Raw genomic sequence first — 15677 nt, 5'->3', positions numbered from 1 at the left:
TCAAGGCTTCATCCCTTCCACGTCGATTTCGAACTTCTTGATCCTGTATTGCAGGGTTTTGTAGCTTATCCCCAGCAGGCGCGCCGCGCCCACCAGGCGGCCGCCGGACTGCTCCAGGGCCTGAAGAAGGAAGCTTTTTTCCACTTCCTCCATCTTGACCCCGCCGGCAGGCAGACGGAACCCGGAACTGTCCTCGCGGGCGGTGTTCCCACGCGCGGCGGGACGCGAATCAGGTTCCGCGGCCAGGAAGGAAGAGACAGCCGGGGCCTCCGCCAGCGCCCCGTCGGCGCCCTCTCCGCTTTCGAAAATGTAGCCGGGCAGGTGCTCGGCGCCGATCCGCGGCTCATCGGCCAGCACCACCAGTTGCTCGATCAGGTTCTCCAGCTCGCGCACGTTGCCGGGCCAGTCGTAGCCAGCCAGCCCCTCGACCGCCTCCAGGCTGACCGAGAGGCCCTTGCGCTCGTACTGACGGGCGTACTTGTCCAGGAACGAGCGCACCAGCAGCGGGATATCGCCCCGGCGCGCGCGCAGGGGGGGAAGGTTGATGTTTACAACGTTCAGCCGGTGGAACAGGTCGGGGCGGAACCGCCCCTCTGCGGCGAGCTGGCGCAGGTCCTGGTTGGTGGCGGTGATTATGCGCACGTCCACCTTGAGGGTCTGGTCGCCACCCACGCGCGCGAACTCGCGCTCCTGCAGCACCCGCAGGAACTTGGCCTGCAGGTCGTACTGCAGGGTGGAAATCTCGTCCAGGAACAGAGTGCCGCCGTCGGCCGCCTCGAACTTGCCGATCCTCCTTCCAGTGGCCCCGGAGAACGAGCCTTTCTCGTGGCCGAACAGCTCGCTTTCGATCAGGTTCTCGGGGATAGCGCCGCAGTTTACCGCCACGAACGGCCCACCGCGCCGCGCGCCGTTGTAGTGGATCGCCCGGGCCACCAGCTCCTTGCCGGTGCCGCTCTCGCCGCTCACCAGGACGGTGGAGTTGTTGTCCAGCACCTTGCCGATCAGCCGGTAGACCTCGTTCATCGCCGGCGAGGCCCCGATGATGCGGTCGAAACGGTAGCGGCTCTCCAGCTCGCGGTGCAGGTTGATATTTTCCTGGGCCAGGTGACTGTTCTTCAGGGCTTTCTCAAGGACGATTAAAAGTTCATCTTTATTCAACGGTTTGGTCAGGTAGTCGGTGGCCCCGGCTTTCATCGCCGTGACCGCGGTCTCCACCGTGCCGTAGGCGGTCATCAGCACCACAAGCGTGGACTCGTCCGCCTCCACCGCCGCGCGCAACACATCCAGCCCGTCCTTGCCCGGCATCTTAAGGTCGGTTATCACCACCTGGAATTTCTCCTTGCCCAGCCTGCCCACGGCCTCCTCGCCCCCGGCGGCCTGCTCCACGCTGTAGCCCTCGTCGCTCAGGATCTGGGCCAGGATGTCGCGCTGGCTGAAATCGTCCTCTACGATCAGCAACCGCACCGCGGCTTTGTTGATTCTGACATTCATTCCGGCTCACCTCAGGGTAGGGTTACCGTGAACTCGCTGCCCGTGCCCAGGCTGCTCTTCACCTTTATCTCGCCGCCATGGTCGCGCACGATGTTGTTGACAATGGGCAGGCCCAGGCCCGACCCGTTCTCCTTGGAGGAGTAGAACAGGTCGAAAATGCGCTCCAGGTTCTCCGGGGCGATCCCGCAGCCGGTGTCGGCCACGCTGATCCGCGCCGGGGCGCCGGGGCCGCCCACGGTGCGCACCGTGAGCCGCCCGCCCGAGGGCATGGCCTGGATCGCGTTGATCACCAGGTTGAGCAGCACGGTCTTGATCTTTTCCGGGTCCACGTTCTTGACCAGGGTGCGTCCCGCATAATCGGTCTCCACGCGCACCCCGCGGCCGGCGGCATCCCGCGCCAGCAGGGTCAGCACCTCCTCCACCAGGGCGTTGAGGTCGACCGGCGAGCGCTCCAGCTCGTTCATGCGCGAGAAATTGAGGAACGTGTCCACGATCTTGGTCAGACGGGTCACCTCGCGCTGGATGTTGGGGCTGTAGCGCTCCCAGAGGGCGCGGTCGCCCTCCGACTCCAGCTTGAGCTTGTCGCCCATGTGCTGCAATGTCAGGCGGATGGCGTTGAGCGGGTTCTTGATCTCGTGGGCGATCCCTGCGGCCAGCTCACCCAGGGAACTCAGGCGCTCCTGGCGGAAAACGGTTTTTTCAAGGTCCTTGTTCTGCTTGAGCCGCTCCACCATCCGGTTGAACCCGTCCACCAGTTGGCCGATCTCATCGCGCCGCCCCACCTCGATCCGGCAGTCCAGGTCGCCCTGCTCCACGCGGTTGAAGCTGTCGCTCAGACGGCGGATCGGGCGGGTGAAATAGCCGGCGAACAGTATGGCTATGGTAAGACCCACGCCCAACACCGAGAGGGTCACCAGCAGGCTGGTCACCTGGAAGTGGTGGAACTGCTCAAGGAAATCCGAGATTTCATACTGCATGTGCACGAACCGGACCTGGCCCTCCTCGATCACCGGGATGCTGACCTGCAGGATGTTGTCCGGGGTCTGGACCGCCGGATTGGAGCTGATCTCGTAGTGCCAGCGCGGGCTTTTGCGGCTCATCTCATCCATCACCGAGAGAGTGACCGAGAAAAAGGACCAGCCCTCGGGGGCGGGCTGTTCCGAATCGGCCAGACGGCGCAGGCGGGCCACATGCTCGAGCATGGCCCGCTCCAGGTCCTGCCCGCTGAGCATGCGGCTGAAATTGCTGTTCACGAACTGGATGAAGCTCTCCAGTTCCCGTCGGACCGCCGCCTGCTCGACCGAGCCGGGGGCGGCCTCCTCCGGGAGTGAATCGGAGGCGCGCATGGGGGCGGACAGACGGCTGGCGCGCTGCTGGATCTGGCGGTCGATGTCGCGCACGGTCTGGTTGATCTCGTGGTTGAGACGCACCAGACGGGCCAGCACCTCCTGCTGCTGACGCCAGTTCAGGTAGAATTGGGTGGCGCTGGTCCCGGCCAGCAGGGCCGTGATCAGAAGCACCAGGCGCGAGCGCACGCCGAATTTCACGCTTCGGGTGGTCATCTCAATTTCACTTTCACTCTTTGCTTCCCCTTTTAAGGCATCTCCAGGCCCACGAAGTGCGTGGTCCCGCCGCGAAACACCATGATCAGCGCCGCGCTGCCCGAGGGCAGACCGTCCAGCAGGCCCTGGGCCTCGGACAGGCTGTTCACCGGCTTGCGGTTGATCCTCAGGATCACGTCCCCGGCGTTGAGCCCGGCGCGCAAAGCCACACCGCCGTCGGACACCTGCTCCACCAGGACCCCGCTGCGGTTCTCCAGGTCAAGCTCGCGAACATCCCGCGCCGTGATGCCCCGGAGCTGAAGCCCCAGACTGCTGTTGCGCGGCGGCTCGGGGATCGAATCGGCCGGCTCGGTCCGGACCGAGGCGATCTCCTTGCGGCCCAGCTTGACACTGTACTCCAGCTCGCGTCCCTCGCGGAACACTTTCACGCGCACGGTCTCGCCGGGACGGTGCTTGGCGATGGCCTCCTGGAGCTGGTGGCTGGCGCCCACCTCGCGCCCGTCCACCGCCAGCACCACATCCGCCCGCTGAAGGCCCGCGGTCTCAGCCGGCGAACCGGCGCGCGGCGTGAAATCCTCGATCAGCACTCCCTGCGGGCTGGGCAGACCCAGGGCGCGCGCCTGGGTCGGGTTCACGGTCTGGATCAGCACCCCCAGAACAGGGCGCACCACGCGCCCCAGGGCGATCAGGTCCTCCATCACCCGCCGGGCCAGGTTGACCGGGATGGCGAAACCGTAGCCCTGATAAACGCCCGTGCTGCTGGCTATAGCGGTGTTGATCCCGACCAGCTCGCCCTTGAGGTTGACCAGCGCGCCGCCCGAGTTGCCCGGGTTTATCACGGCGTCGGTCTGGATGAAACTTTCTATCGACTGGTCCACGTTGCCCTGCACGTTCTGCGGGTTGTCGCTCAGGATATCGATCCGGCGGCTTTTGGCGCTCACGATCCCAGCGGTCACCGAGATGCCCAGCTCCATCGGGTTGCCGATCGCCAGGACCCAGGCCCCGATCTTGCACGAATCGCTGTCGCCGAAACGGATCACCGGCAGGTGCGCGCCGGGCTCCAGCTTAAGCAGCCTCAGCACCGCCAGGTCGGTGGTGTAGTCGGCGCCCACCACCTCGGCCTCGTAGGTGCGTCCGCTGGAGACCAGCACCCGGATTTTCTCGGCCCCCTCGATCACGTGGTTGTTAGTCAGCACGTAGCCCGCGGCCGAGACTATCACTCCGCTGCCCAGGCTTTCGGCCTCGCCGCGGCGGGTGCTTGCGCGGGCCTCGGTGTGGTGGCTCGAAATGATGCTAACCACGGTCGGGGTCACCGACTCGCCCACCTGCATGAAAGTGCGGTTAAGACGGTCGGCGGTCTGCTCCGTCTCGCTCTGGCGGCCCGCTGCCACCGCGGCCGCCCCGGCCTTTGCCGACAGAAGGCAAAGGACCAGCCCGACAGACAGAAACAGCGCCCCGGCGGAGCGTTTGATGCCTGGAAACCGTCGAATCGCCATGCGCGCCTCAATTCGAAACCGTTGTCAGTTGAAAAGCAATTCCCGTACCTGTGCCCTCGCGGACGGCCAAAAGCCAGCCCGCTGTGATCTGCGCCGAATGAACGCATGCAGGTCCGGCCACAGGTGAGTCAGGATAGCTGGAAAGGCACCTAAGTATACCTCATTTGAGGTTAATCGATCAACCTCCAATCAGGGTTGACCCGGCAGCGGCCCGGGCGTAAAATAGTTTGTCTCCCGCGTGGAGAGAGTTCCTTGCCGAGGCCGCCCCCCGCTGCCGAGTGACTTCCGGTCGTGCCGGACCGTGCAATATAAGGATTTCCGGCCGTCCGGGGCAGGTAAATCGTCCATCCGCGGCTGTCCTCACCCAGCCGGCCGTCCCAGAGAGAGCGCCATGTTCCGAGTCCTTTACTCTGCCGTATTCCTGCTCCTGTCACTTTGTCTGAGCCTGGCAAGCCCGCTCACGGCCAGTGTGGAGGAGGTCTCCTCAACCACCGCCCTGGACAGCCTGCGCAGCGCCGCCGATTCACTTTCCCATGCCGCGGACTCCCTGGCCCGCGCCCTGGACTCCCTGGCCGTCAAGCCGGCCCCGGCCCCGCCCAAACCTGCGGCTGCGCCCACCCCCGCAACCAAGAAAAAACCCTGGGAGATGGGTCTCGGCCTGGGCTACACCCTGAACCGCGGCAACAGCCGCCAGACTTCGTTGGTCACCAGCCTCAACCTGGCGCGCGCGGGCGAGCGCACCCATTTCAACACCGAGGCCACCTCGACCAACGCCTCGAGCGAGGGCGGCAAGAAAACGCAGAAAGCCGCCCTGCGTTCGAAACTCGAACTCAAGCACAGCGAGCGCTTTTTCTATTTCTCCACCCTGGACCTGGACCACAACCGCGAGGCCGGCCTGGACCTGCGCGTGGCCCCCGGCCTGGGCGCCGGCATCGCGGTGCTCACGGCCAGGAAAGTCAAGCTCAACCTCAACCTGGGCGCCAACCCGATCACCGAATATTTCCGCGGCCGGACCAGCACCACGCGCGGCCACTACCTGGCCATCCAGGAACTCAAGCTGCGGTTCAACTCGCGCTCGCGCCTGGAACAGAGCCTCACTTTCCAGCCACGGGTGGACAAGATCGAATCCTACCTGCTCAATTTCAACCTCTCGCTCAGCAATGAGCTGACCCATGCGTTCAGCCTCAAGGTGAACCTGGAGGGCAAGTACAACAGCCGCCCCCCCGTTCATGTGCCGGCCTACAGGCGCCAGGACTGGATGCTCTACACCGCGTTCAGCTACAGTCTCTGGTGAGCGCTCCCCACAGACAGTGCTGTTGACAAGCGCCGCGGCTGAGAACAACTTTCACTTAGATAAATCGGCCCGAAGCCCGCGCAGACCTGTCTCAGTAAACGGCTTCCGGCCAGCGTGCTTGTCAGAAGCGGAGGTCAGGATGAATGACACCGGCCCCGAGTCCCGGGCGGCCTGGCTGCGCCATCAGCTCAGCCTGTACGACTACCATTACTACGTGCTGGATGATCCGCTGGTGGCGGATTTCGAATACGACCAGCTCTACCACGAGCTGGAGCGCCTGGAAGAGGCACACCCCGAGCTGGCCGTGCCCGAAAGCCCCACCCGGCGCGTGGGCGGCCAGGCGCGCGAGGGATTCAGCCAGGTGTCCCACAGCGTCCCGATGCTCAGCCTGGACAACTCCTACAGCGAGGAGGACCTGCGCGAGTTCGACCTGCGGGTGGCCCGCGGCCTGGGCGAGGACACGCCCCGGGTCTACGTGGCCGAGCTGAAGCTGGACGGCCTGGGGGTGAGCCTGCGCTACGAGAAGGGCCGCTTCGTGCAGGGTGCCACGCGCGGGGATGGCCGAGTGGGGGAGGACGTGACACTCAACCTGCGCACGGTGAAAAGCCTGCCCCTGAGCCTGCGCGCTCCAGCGGGCGGCTCTGTCCCGGAGCTGGTCGAGGTGCGCGGCGAGGTCTACATGACCCGCGCTGGCCTGGAGGCGGCCAACTCCCAGCGCCAGGAGGACGGCGAGCCGCCGTTCGCCAACCCGCGCAACGCCGCCGCGGGCAGCCTGCGCCTTCTGGACCCGGCCCTCACCGCCGCGCGCCCGCTCAAGGTTTTCCTCTACCAGCTCGTGCGAAACGAAAGTACGCCCGGCCTGCCGCCTTTCGAGCGCCACAGCCAGGTGCTGGAGTATCTTAAAAGCCTGGGCCTGCCGGTGGACCCGCACTGGCGTCGCTGCGAGGGGATCGAGGCGGTGCTGGACTACTGCCGCGAGTGGGACAAACGCAGGGATGAGTTGCAGTACAACATCGACGGGGTGGTGCTCAAGCTGGATGACCTGGCCGCCCGCGAGGGCCTGGGGTTCACTGCCAAGCACCCGCGCTGGGCCATGGCCTACAAGTTCGCCCCGGAGCAGGCCCGCACCCGGCTCGTCGCCATCGACGTGCAGGTGGGGCGGACCGGAGCGCTCACCCCCACCGCGCGCCTGGAGCCGGTGTTCCTGGCCGGGACCACGGTCTCCAACGCCAGCCTGCACAACGAGGAGGAGGTGGCGCGCAAGGACATCCGGGTGGGCGACTGGGTCTGGATCGAGAAAGCCGGCGAGATAATTCCCCAGGTGGTGGCGGTGGACCTCAAGGCCCGTCCGGAGGGGAGCGCGCCCTGGCAGGCGCCGGAGCATTGCCCGGTCTGCGGCGCGGCGGCTGCGCGGCCCGAGGGCGAGGTCGTACGGCGCTGCACCAACCTGTCCTGCCCGGCCCAGCTTCGCCAGCGGATCGAGCATTTCTGCAGCCGCGAGGCACTGGACATCCAGGGCCTGGGGCCGGCCCTGGTGGAGCAGCTGACCGGGAATGGCCTTGTGCGCGAGGTGGCCGACCTCTACAGCCTCAAGCCCGAGAACCTGGCGGCCCTGGAGCGCATGGGAGAAAAAAGCGCGGCCAACGTGGTCCGCGAGATCGAGGCCTCGAAGGACCGTCACCCGGCGCGTCTTCTTTTCGCCCTGGGCATCCGTCACGTGGGCGCCACCGTGGCCGAGCTGCTGGTCCGTCATTTCGGTTCGCTGGAGGCGCTGGAGGGCCGCCCGGCCGAGGAGCTGGCCGCGGTGGAGGGGATCGGCCCGGTGATAGCCGAGTCGCTGAGCGCCTTCTTCGCCGAGGAGAAAAACCGCGGACAGCTTAAGCGTCTGCGCGAGGCCGGCTGCCGCACCGCCCTGGCCGAGGCCGAGAAAGCCCCGGCCGCCGGGCGCCTGGTTGGGAAAAAATTCGTCATCACCGGCACCCTCGGCTCGCTGTCGCGCAGCGAGGCGGAGGCGCGGATCAAGGCCCTGGGCGGTGCGGTGAGCGGCTCGGTCAGCGCCAAAACGGATTACCTGGTGCTGGGGGCCGAGCCCGGCTCCAAGCTCGAAAAAGCGCGCAAGCTGAACGTGGAGGTGCTGGACGAGGGCCAGTTCATCCGCCTGCTGGAACAGGGCTGATAAGAAGCGGCGAGCCACTTGGCAGCTTTACGGGCGAACACAAGGTTCGCCCCTACGACAACACCCGGCATTCCGGAAGGGTAAACCCGTTTGCGGCTATCAAGCCGCCGCAGTTTAAGCCTTTGGGGGCCGCACCTGTCTGAGCCTCCTACCATGGCAGCGTGTAATCGAGAGTGAAACGGTAAGGGTTGGAATTGCCGCACTCTCCGGCGGCGATTCACGGCAGCGCCGCCGCTGCAACGCGGCAGCGAAGTAAATCCTCGGGCACACCACAATCAGAAAATGAGTTGTGGTTTGGACGAGTTTGCGGCCCCCGCTGGCTTTGCTGCTTTGGCCGAGGGGGATTTAATCCAGTAACCGGGCATGGCGTGCCGTCCCCTTCATCTGATCTTTCGGATTGCGGTGAGGGCTGTTGCCAGGATCGACGCCCGGAAGCTGACTCCTATTCCGGATACGGGAAATCAAGGTATTATATAAAATTCGTCTGAGAGGGGAGTGGCACGGATGCAGGACCTGATCGGCGTGGTGTTCGATTTCGACGACACCCTGGCCCCGGACAGCACCTGGGGCTTTCTGGAAGCCTGGGGCGAGGACCCGCCCTCTTTCTGGCACTCCCGGGTCGACCCGCTGGTGGAAAAAGGCTGGGACCCGATCCCGGCCTACCTCTACGCCATGCTCGAGGCCTCCAGGGAACGTCCCGATTTCGGGCGGATCACCCGCGACCGCCTGGCCGCCTACGGACGGAGCGTGCGGATGTACGAGGGCGCCACCCGCATCTTCGACAAGCTCGCCGCCTACGCCCGGTCCGAGAACCCCGACATACGTCTGGAGTTCTACCTCATCTCGAGCGGCATCCGCGAGATTCTGATCAACACCCGGATCAGCCGCCATTTCACCCGTATCTGGGCCTGCGATTTCCACTGCCACCCGGAAAGCGGCGAGATCATTTTCCCCAAGAACATAATCAGCTTCACCGACAAGACCCGCTATCTGTTCCAGATATCGAAGGGCCTGGTCGGCCCGGAGTACGACAGCCAGCCCTTTGCGGTCAACCGTCGGTTCAGCCGCGAACAGATGCATATCCCGATGAGCCAGATGATCTACGTGGGGGACGGTTACACCGATATCCCCTGTTTCTCTCTCATCCGCAAGCAACAGGGCGTCGCGATCGGGGTGTACGACCCCGGGCGGGAGGAGAAATGGAGCCGCGCCTGGGGCTTCATCGAGGACAACCGGGTAAGCAATCTGGTCCCGGCGGACTACTCGAAAAACTCGGCCCTGGAGATCAGCCTGCGCATGGCGATCCGCAGCATGGCCAGCGACATCGCCCTGCGGCGGCGCACGCACCGGGACTGATGTGTGGCGAGGGTGGTGCTTGCTATTGGATAAATCCCCCCTGGCCCCCCTTTGCTAAAGGGGGGTATCCGCTCCTGAAAGTTGCCGCCGGCGCCTCCCCCTTTGAAAAAGGGGGACTGAGGGGGATTTAATGGAATAATCGGGCGAAGCATGTTTAGCCCACAGACACAGCCGCAAACTTTCTGCGGCCATGCGGGCGCTCAGACTAAAAACGAACGCATCAGGCCCGGAAATCATTCTATAAATTCCAAATAGAGTTGAATGCCAACCCATTTCCAAGGGAGACCCGTCATGTCCGAGAAAAAACAGCCTCCCCTCAGCCGCAAGGCGTTCCTGGGCACGGCGGCCCTTGGCCTGACCGCCATGGCCGGCTCTGTCCAGGCCCAGGAAACGGCTAAAGATGGCGGGTTTGCCGACCACCCGCGGGTAAAGCGCAACTGGGACAAGGACGGCCGCAGCAAAAAGGTGGTGTTCCTGGCCCACTGCGCAATCAACCAGAACGCCCGTCATGAGAACTGCGCCGATTTCCCGGCCCAGATGGATGAGCTGGCCGAATGGCTGCGGGCACAGAAAATCGGGATCGTGCAGCTCCCCTGCCCGGAGCTGATGGTCCTGGGCCTGGGCCGCGACCGGGATGAGCCGCCGGTGGACACTATCCGCGAGGCGCTTTCCGTACCCGAGGGCCGTCGCCGCCTGGCCCGCCTGACCGAGCCGGTGATTTTCATGCTCCAGGAATACCGCTGGCAGGGGATACAGGTGCTGGGAATCTTGGGCAAGAACGGCAGCCCCTCCTGCGGGGTGGAGACCACGAGCAAGGAGGGCAAGTTCGGGCCGGGCGAGGGGGTGTTCTTCGAGGTGCTGCGGCAGGAGCTGGCCAGGCGCGGGGTCGAGGTGCCGATCAAGGGCATCGACGACCACCGTCAGGCCGAAACCATCGAGTGGCTGAAAGAAAGGCTCTAAGCTAACCAACGATAATTATTTTGCCTTCTTAATTTCTTTATGTTATTGTTTCGCAGTTTTCTCTATTCTCTTTATGTTCTCTGAAATTTATTTTGGAGGTTTTTGTGAGAGTTAGAGATAGATTTAAAAAGACTGGATACTTCTGGTTGCCGTCAACACCCGAAAGAAAAGTGCCGGGTACTCTTAACATATTGGATGGTGGCAAAATAGAACTTGAAATAGTTGGATTTTTCGAAGACGGTCTTGAAAATGCTTTAAGAGAGAGAAAAGAATCATTTAGAATTGTTGGGCACATAGAAGAACATGGGCTTGTTACATTAGACAATTGCGACTATAAAAACAAAAACATTGCCTTCGGAGGCATTTCAAAATCCTTGATTCTCGTTCGAACGGCATTTCTCGGAGTAGCATATGACAATAATGAATCTATCTCGTTCAATACATTCAAGTTTTCTGTAGAAGGCATTGATGAGTGGGTAGGACTTAGTGGTATCAATGTTTTATCAAACTATAAAGCAAAGACCGCGCAAATACATTTTTCTCCGCCAGAAGAGATAATCATAAACCTAAATAATAACATGCAACTATTGATTACATTTTCTTGGAATTTGCCAGGACTATCGTCATTAACAGAAGCCAAAATAACGCAGAAGACATATTTCAAGCTTGTATCAAAAAAAGAGCGCCCCATAACTGATTTCATCTCCTATGCTTACAAAATTACGACTCTTCTGTGTTTTGCAATCGACAACATAGTATGCATAGAGAGTATAACAGCAACTTCAGATAAACTTCAAAAACAAACAAATAGTGGCAACGCCCTTTCAGTGTCGGTGTCAATTTTTTATGCAAGCCTCCCTTATACGGAAAGTTCACCCCAAATAGATAAGCATCAAATGCTATTTAGATATCTGCAAATAGAAAACACCGCAGAAAAAATATTCAATAATTGGCTTGCAGCTTATGACGAGATTGACTCAGCAATCAATCTGTATTTTTCTGTAGCAACAAATGCTCATAGATATATAGATGGCAAATTTTTAGCGCTGGCCCAAGGCCTTGAAACCTACCACAGAAGAACAACCAATGAAAAAGAAATGGATGATGAAGTTTTTCAAAATTTAACTTCAAAGTTAATTAGCGCATGTCCGGAGGAACACCAACAATGGCTATCTGGAAGACTTATACATGGCAACGAAGCAACTTTAAGCAGAAGAATAAAAAGTATTATTGAGCCATTTAAAGATTATTTTGGCAAAAGCAAAGAACGAGATAACTTAATAAGAAATATAGTAAATACGAGAAACTATCTAACTCACTTCGACAGCTCTCTAAAATCAAAGGCAGCTAGCGGAGTTCAATTATACTCACTTTATATGAAATTAGAAGCAATATTTCAGCTTCAGTTACTTAAAATGCTTGATTTTTCTGGGGATGAGATAAAATCTATATTTGTCAATAATAATAAGCTACAATATAAACTTAAAGACGCATAAATCTTATAGACAAATAAGCCTCAGGAGCGTTTCTCTTATTTTGGCTTAATCCAAACAAAAAAGGGGTGCGTTCGCCGCACCCCTTTTCATTTGCTATATGCCCGCTGTCAATTCCCGGCCCGGAACTCGCTCATTTTCACCGTGCGGCCCTCGCGCACCGACTGGTAGGCGGCGAACGCCACCTCCATCGAGGCCAATCCGTCCTCGCCCCGCACCCCGATCATCGGCTCGGTGTCATCCCGCACGCAGCCCACGAAATACTCGATCTCGGGCGGATAGCCGAGCTGCCAGAGCTCATCCACCGCGGGACGGGTCCAGCCGAGCTGGCTTTCGGCTTTCTCCACCGAGTACTTGTAGCCCACCCGGCTGAACACGTGGATCGGGCTGCCCAGGGTCAGGTCCACCTTGAGCATGCCCTTGGTCCCGTAGATTTCCACCGTGTCATCCATCCCGCCCAGGGTGATGTAGTTGCCCTCGACAAAGCCCTGCGCGCCGCCCTCGAACGTAAAAATCGCCACGCCCCAGTCCTCGCCCTCCACGTCCTTGTGCAGCATGTTGCCCGCTCCGCCGCCCGAGGTCTTGCCCACCACCTCGACCACCTCGCGCGCCATCAGGTGACGGACCCAGTTGATCGGGTGGCAGCCGATGTGGAACAGCGCCCCGCCGCCGCAGTAGCGGATCTGCTTGGCGAACGGGCTGTGGCTGCCCGAGTGGGTCTCCTTGGCCTTCACGTAGAGGATCTCGCCCAGGGCGCCCTCGGCCACCACCTCCTCGACCCGCTTCAGGATGGGGGCGAAACACCAGTCCTCGGCGTACATCAGTCGCACGCCGGCTTTCCTGGCCGCGGCCACCATGGCCCGGGCATCCTCCAGTGTGGTGGCGAGCGGTTTCTCGCAGATTATCTGCTTGCCAGCCGCGGCCGCGGCCTCGACCACCGGCCTGTGCACGAAAGTGGGTGTGCAGACTATCACCAGGTCCACTCCGGGGTCGTTGCACAGCGCATTGAAATCAGCGGTGCGTTTGGCGACGCCCCACTTGTCGCAGAACGTGTCCAGGCCGTCGATCCCGCAGGCCATCACCAGCTCGGCGTCACGGCAGCGCGCCAGGGCGTCCGCGTGCAGTTCCGCGGCGAAACCGGTCCCCACTATACCGGCGCGGATGGGTGTTTTCATCGTTTCCCTCTTTCGGTTGTATCCGACAGTTTGGTTTCGATTCAGAACCATTTGGGGATTGTACTCCGCAAAAAGAATAAAAAACATATTCTCACCAGTCAAGGCCGGAACCGATTCCCTCTCCCGAGCGACGCGCGACGCAGGATTATCTTGACAGGCGGCCGCGGGGGGCCCGTCACTGCGCGAGGCCGGTCCGGCGGGCCGCGGCGTGTCTGCACCGCGCCTGTCGACCGCGGACTCGGCTCCGGTCCCGCCCCGGCCTTGACAAGGCCGCCTGTCCCGGGTATATAAGTCCCGTTCCGCAGGGGAAGACATGTTGGGGGATGATCCAAGCAAGGAGGGAAAGATCGAAGACCGGTATTTCATCAAGATAGCGGCCGAGCTGGGGGTGAGGCCACGCCAGGTGGAGGCCGTGGCCGAGCTGCTGGCCGAGGGGGCCACGGTGCCGTTCATCGCGCGCTACCGCAAGGAGGCCACCGGCGAGCTGGACGAGGTGCAGATCACCTCGGTGCGCGACCGTCTGGAGCAGCTCGAGGAGCTGGACAAGCGCCGTGCGGCGATCCTCAAGTCCCTTGAGGAACGCAACCTTCTGACCGAGGAGCTGAACGCGCGGATCTGGGCGGCCGAGACCATGACCGAGCTGGAGGACATCTACCTCCCGTTCCGGCCCAAGCGCCGCACCCGGGCCACCATTGCCCGCGAGCGCGGCCTGGAGCCGCTGGCTATTCTCGTGTTCGAGCAGGGCGAGATCGACCCGGCCGCCGAGGCCGAGAAATATGTGGACCCCGAAAAAGAGGTGCCGGATGCCGCGGCGGCCCTGGCCGGCGCGCGCGACATCATCGCCGAGTGGGTCAACGAGAGCGAGCCTGCCCGCCGCGCCATGCGCGAGCTGTTCCACAGCGAGGGCCTGTTCCGCTCGCGGGTGATCCCCGGTAAGGAGGAGGAGGGGGCCAAGTACCGCGACTATTTCGAGTGGGAGGAAAAGCTCGCCGCCGCCCCCAGCCACCGCGTGCTGGCCATGCGCCGAGGCGAGAAGGAGCTGTTCCTCACCCTGCGCGTGGTGGTTCCGGAAGACACCGCCCTGGACATTCTCTGCGGCCAGTTCATCAAGGCGCACAACGCCGCCGCGGACCAGGTGCGCGAGGCCGTGCACGACTCGTTCAAGAGGCTTCTCGCCCCCTCGATGGAGACCGAAATCCGCCTGGAGACCAAGAAAATAGCGGATGCCGAAGCGATCCGCGTGTTCGCCGCCAACCTGCGCGAGTTGCTTCTGGCCTCGCCCGCCGGGCAGAAAAGCGTGCTGGCCCTCGACCCGGGCTTCCGCACCGGTTGCAAGCTCGTGCTGCTGGACCGTCAGGGCCGGCTTCTGCACAACGAGACGATCTATCCGCACACCGGCGAGGGCGCGGCCAAGTCCGCCGCGCAAACGGTGGTCCGGCTCTGCACGATGCACCACGTGGAACTGATCGCCATCGGCAACGGCACCGCCGGGCGCGAGACCGAGGCGTTCTGCCGCGCGCTGGAGCTTCCCGGAAAACCCACGATCATCATGGTCAACGAGAGCGGGGCCTCGGTCTATTCGGCCTCCGAGGTGGCGCGTGAGGAGTTCCCGGAGCACGATGTCACGGTGCGCGGGGCGGTCTCGATCGGACGGCGGCTGATGGACCCGCTGGCCGAGCTGGTCAAGATCGACCCCAAGAGCATCGGCGTGGGCCAGTACCAGCACGATGTGGACCAGGGTGAGCTGAAAAAGGGCCTGGATGACGTGGTCATAAGCTGCGTGAACAGCGTGGGCGTGGAACTCAACACCGCCAGCCGTCAGCTTCTGACCTATGTCTCCGGCCTGGGGCCACGCCTGGCCGGCAACATCGTGGCCCACCGTGACTCCAACGGCCCGTTCAAGAGCCGCGAGCAACTGCTCAAGGTGCCCATGCTCGGGCCCAAGGCGTTCGAGCAGGCGGCCGGGTTCCTGCGTATCCTGGGGGGGGACAACCCGTTAGACGCCAGTGCGGTGCACCCCGAGAGCTACCATATCGTGGACACCATGGCCGCCGACCTGGGCTGCTCCGTGCCGGACCTGCTGAAAAACGATGAGTTCAGGGCGCGTATCCGTCTGGACAAGTATGTCACCCCCGAGGTGGGCCTTCCCACCCTGAACGATATCGTGCAGGAGCTGCAGAAGCCCGGGCGCGACCCGCGCAAGCAGTTCGAGGCGTTCAGTTTCGCCGAAGGGGTGGCAAAGCTGGAGGACCTGCGCGCCGGGATGCGTCTGCCGGGGATAGTGACCAATGTCACAGCGTTCGGGGCGTTCGTGGACGTGGGGGTGCACCAGGACGGGCTGGTGCACGTGAGCCAGATCGCGGACCGCTATGTCAAGGACCCGGCCGAGGTGGTGCGGGTGGGCCAGCGGGTGAACGTGACCGTGCTGGAGGTGGACCTGGCGCGCCACCGCATCGCGCTGAGCCTGAAGAAAGTGCAGGACAGCGCCGCCGCGACAGCAGCACCGGGAGCGCGGCCCCAGGGCGGGGAGAAACCCCGGCCGAAAGAGAAAAAGCCGGACATGCAAAGCTCTCTGGAGGCGCTCAAGGCCAAGTGGGGCGGCGGGAAGAAGCGGTAGGGATAACACACTTCTATTATTTTAAAGAGGGGATGCCCGACCAGGCGTCCCCTTTTT

At 62.2% G+C, this 15677-nt stretch carries 10 protein-coding genes; 6 read left to right on the top strand and 4 right to left on the bottom strand.

All coding sequences use genetic code 11. From position 1 onward, the window contains the following. From LLH00_11105 to LLH00_11095, 3 genes are read right to left on the bottom strand one after another with little or no spacing between them, the layout of a single operon-like run. Positions 1-1491, bottom strand: coding sequence for a sigma-54 dependent transcriptional regulator (locus LLH00_11105; protein MCE5271818.1), 1491 nt, complete (start codon positions 1489-1491; stop codon positions 1-3). Between the two features lie 11 nt (positions 1492-1502). Then, positions 1503-3053 carry a HAMP domain-containing protein gene (locus LLH00_11100; protein MCE5271817.1) on the bottom strand — a complete coding sequence of 517 codons (1551 nt, stop codon included), beginning with the start codon at positions 3051-3053 and terminating at the stop codon, positions 1503-1505. A gap of 32 nt (positions 3054-3085) precedes the next feature. After that, positions 3086-4549, bottom strand: coding sequence for a trypsin-like peptidase domain-containing protein (locus LLH00_11095; protein MCE5271816.1), 1464 nt, complete (start codon positions 4547-4549; stop codon positions 3086-3088). A 391-nt stretch (positions 4550-4940) separates the two neighbouring features. On the opposite strand from LLH00_11095, the gene LLH00_11090 reads away from it, so the two are divergent. The 5 genes from LLH00_11090 (at position 4941) to LLH00_11070 (ending at position 11831) form a co-directional block, all read left to right on the top strand. Then, positions 4941-5843 carry a DUF481 domain-containing protein gene (locus LLH00_11090; protein MCE5271815.1) on the top strand — a complete coding sequence of 301 codons (903 nt, stop codon included), beginning with the start codon at positions 4941-4943 and terminating at the stop codon, positions 5841-5843. 139 nt (positions 5844-5982) lie between these two features. Next, entirely contained in the window at positions 5983-8019 is a 2037-nt protein-coding gene (ligA, locus tag LLH00_11085; GenBank protein ID MCE5271814.1) for an NAD-dependent DNA ligase LigA, read from the top strand. A 504-nt stretch (positions 8020-8523) separates the two neighbouring features. After that, positions 8524-9375, top strand: a complete 852-nt coding sequence (locus LLH00_11080; protein ID MCE5271813.1) for a haloacid dehalogenase-like hydrolase — start codon at positions 8524-8526, stop codon at positions 9373-9375. Between the two features lie 291 nt (positions 9376-9666). Then, complete coding sequence (locus LLH00_11075) at positions 9667-10335, top strand: hypothetical protein (GenBank protein MCE5271812.1); 669 nt, start codon at positions 9667-9669, stop codon at positions 10333-10335. A gap of 104 nt (positions 10336-10439) precedes the next feature. Then, positions 10440-11831: a hypothetical protein gene (locus LLH00_11070; GenBank protein ID MCE5271811.1), complete on the top strand. Its 1392-nt coding sequence runs from the start codon at positions 10440-10442 to the stop codon at positions 11829-11831. A gap of 107 nt (positions 11832-11938) precedes the next feature. Here the strand turns inward: LLH00_11070 and LLH00_11065 are convergent, their stop codons facing one another. Further along, complete coding sequence (locus LLH00_11065; protein ID MCE5271810.1) at positions 11939-13003, bottom strand: Gfo/Idh/MocA family oxidoreductase; 1065 nt, start codon at positions 13001-13003, stop codon at positions 11939-11941. 313 nt (positions 13004-13316) lie between these two features. Between LLH00_11065 and LLH00_11060 the strand changes: the two genes are divergently transcribed. Continuing rightward, positions 13317-15620 carry an RNA-binding transcriptional accessory protein gene (locus LLH00_11060; protein MCE5271809.1) on the top strand — a complete coding sequence of 768 codons (2304 nt, stop codon included), beginning with the start codon at positions 13317-13319 and terminating at the stop codon, positions 15618-15620. Positions 15621-15677: the final 57 nt, after the last annotated feature.

The sequence above is a fragment of the bacterium genome, assembly GCA_021372515.1.
In the GTDB taxonomy this organism is placed as follows: domain Bacteria; phylum Gemmatimonadota; class Glassbacteria; order GWA2-58-10; family GWA2-58-10; genus JAJFUG01.
The sequence above is the reverse complement of the archived record's forward strand: the minus strand, read 5'-3'. Positions and strand labels throughout refer to the sequence as shown.

What these genes read in the sequence shown, in the direction of transcription:
- LLH00_11080 (MCE5271813.1), top strand. Translation starts at nt 8,524, where the DNA reads ATGCAGGACCTGATCGGCGTGGTGTTCGATTTCGACGACACCCTGGCC.
- ligA (MCE5271814.1), top strand. Translation starts at nt 5,983, where the DNA reads ATGAATGACACCGGCCCCGAGTCCCGGGCGGCCTGGCTGCGCCATCAG.
- LLH00_11095 (MCE5271816.1), bottom strand. Translation starts at nt 4,549, where the DNA reads ATGGCGATTCGACGGTTTCCAGGCATCAAACGCTCCGCCGGGGCGCTG.
- LLH00_11090 (MCE5271815.1), top strand. Translation starts at nt 4,941, where the DNA reads ATGTTCCGAGTCCTTTACTCTGCCGTATTCCTGCTCCTGTCACTTTGT.
- LLH00_11100 (MCE5271817.1), bottom strand. Translation starts at nt 3,053, where the DNA reads ATGACCACCCGAAGCGTGAAATTCGGCGTGCGCTCGCGCCTGGTGCTT.
- LLH00_11105 (MCE5271818.1), bottom strand. Translation starts at nt 1,491, where the DNA reads ATGAATGTCAGAATCAACAAAGCCGCGGTGCGGTTGCTGATCGTAGAG.
- LLH00_11060 (MCE5271809.1), top strand. Translation starts at nt 13,317, where the DNA reads ATGTTGGGGGATGATCCAAGCAAGGAGGGAAAGATCGAAGACCGGTAT.
- LLH00_11065 (MCE5271810.1), bottom strand. Translation starts at nt 13,003, where the DNA reads ATGAAAACACCCATCCGCGCCGGTATAGTGGGGACCGGTTTCGCCGCG.
- LLH00_11075 (MCE5271812.1), top strand. Translation starts at nt 9,667, where the DNA reads ATGTCCGAGAAAAAACAGCCTCCCCTCAGCCGCAAGGCGTTCCTGGGC.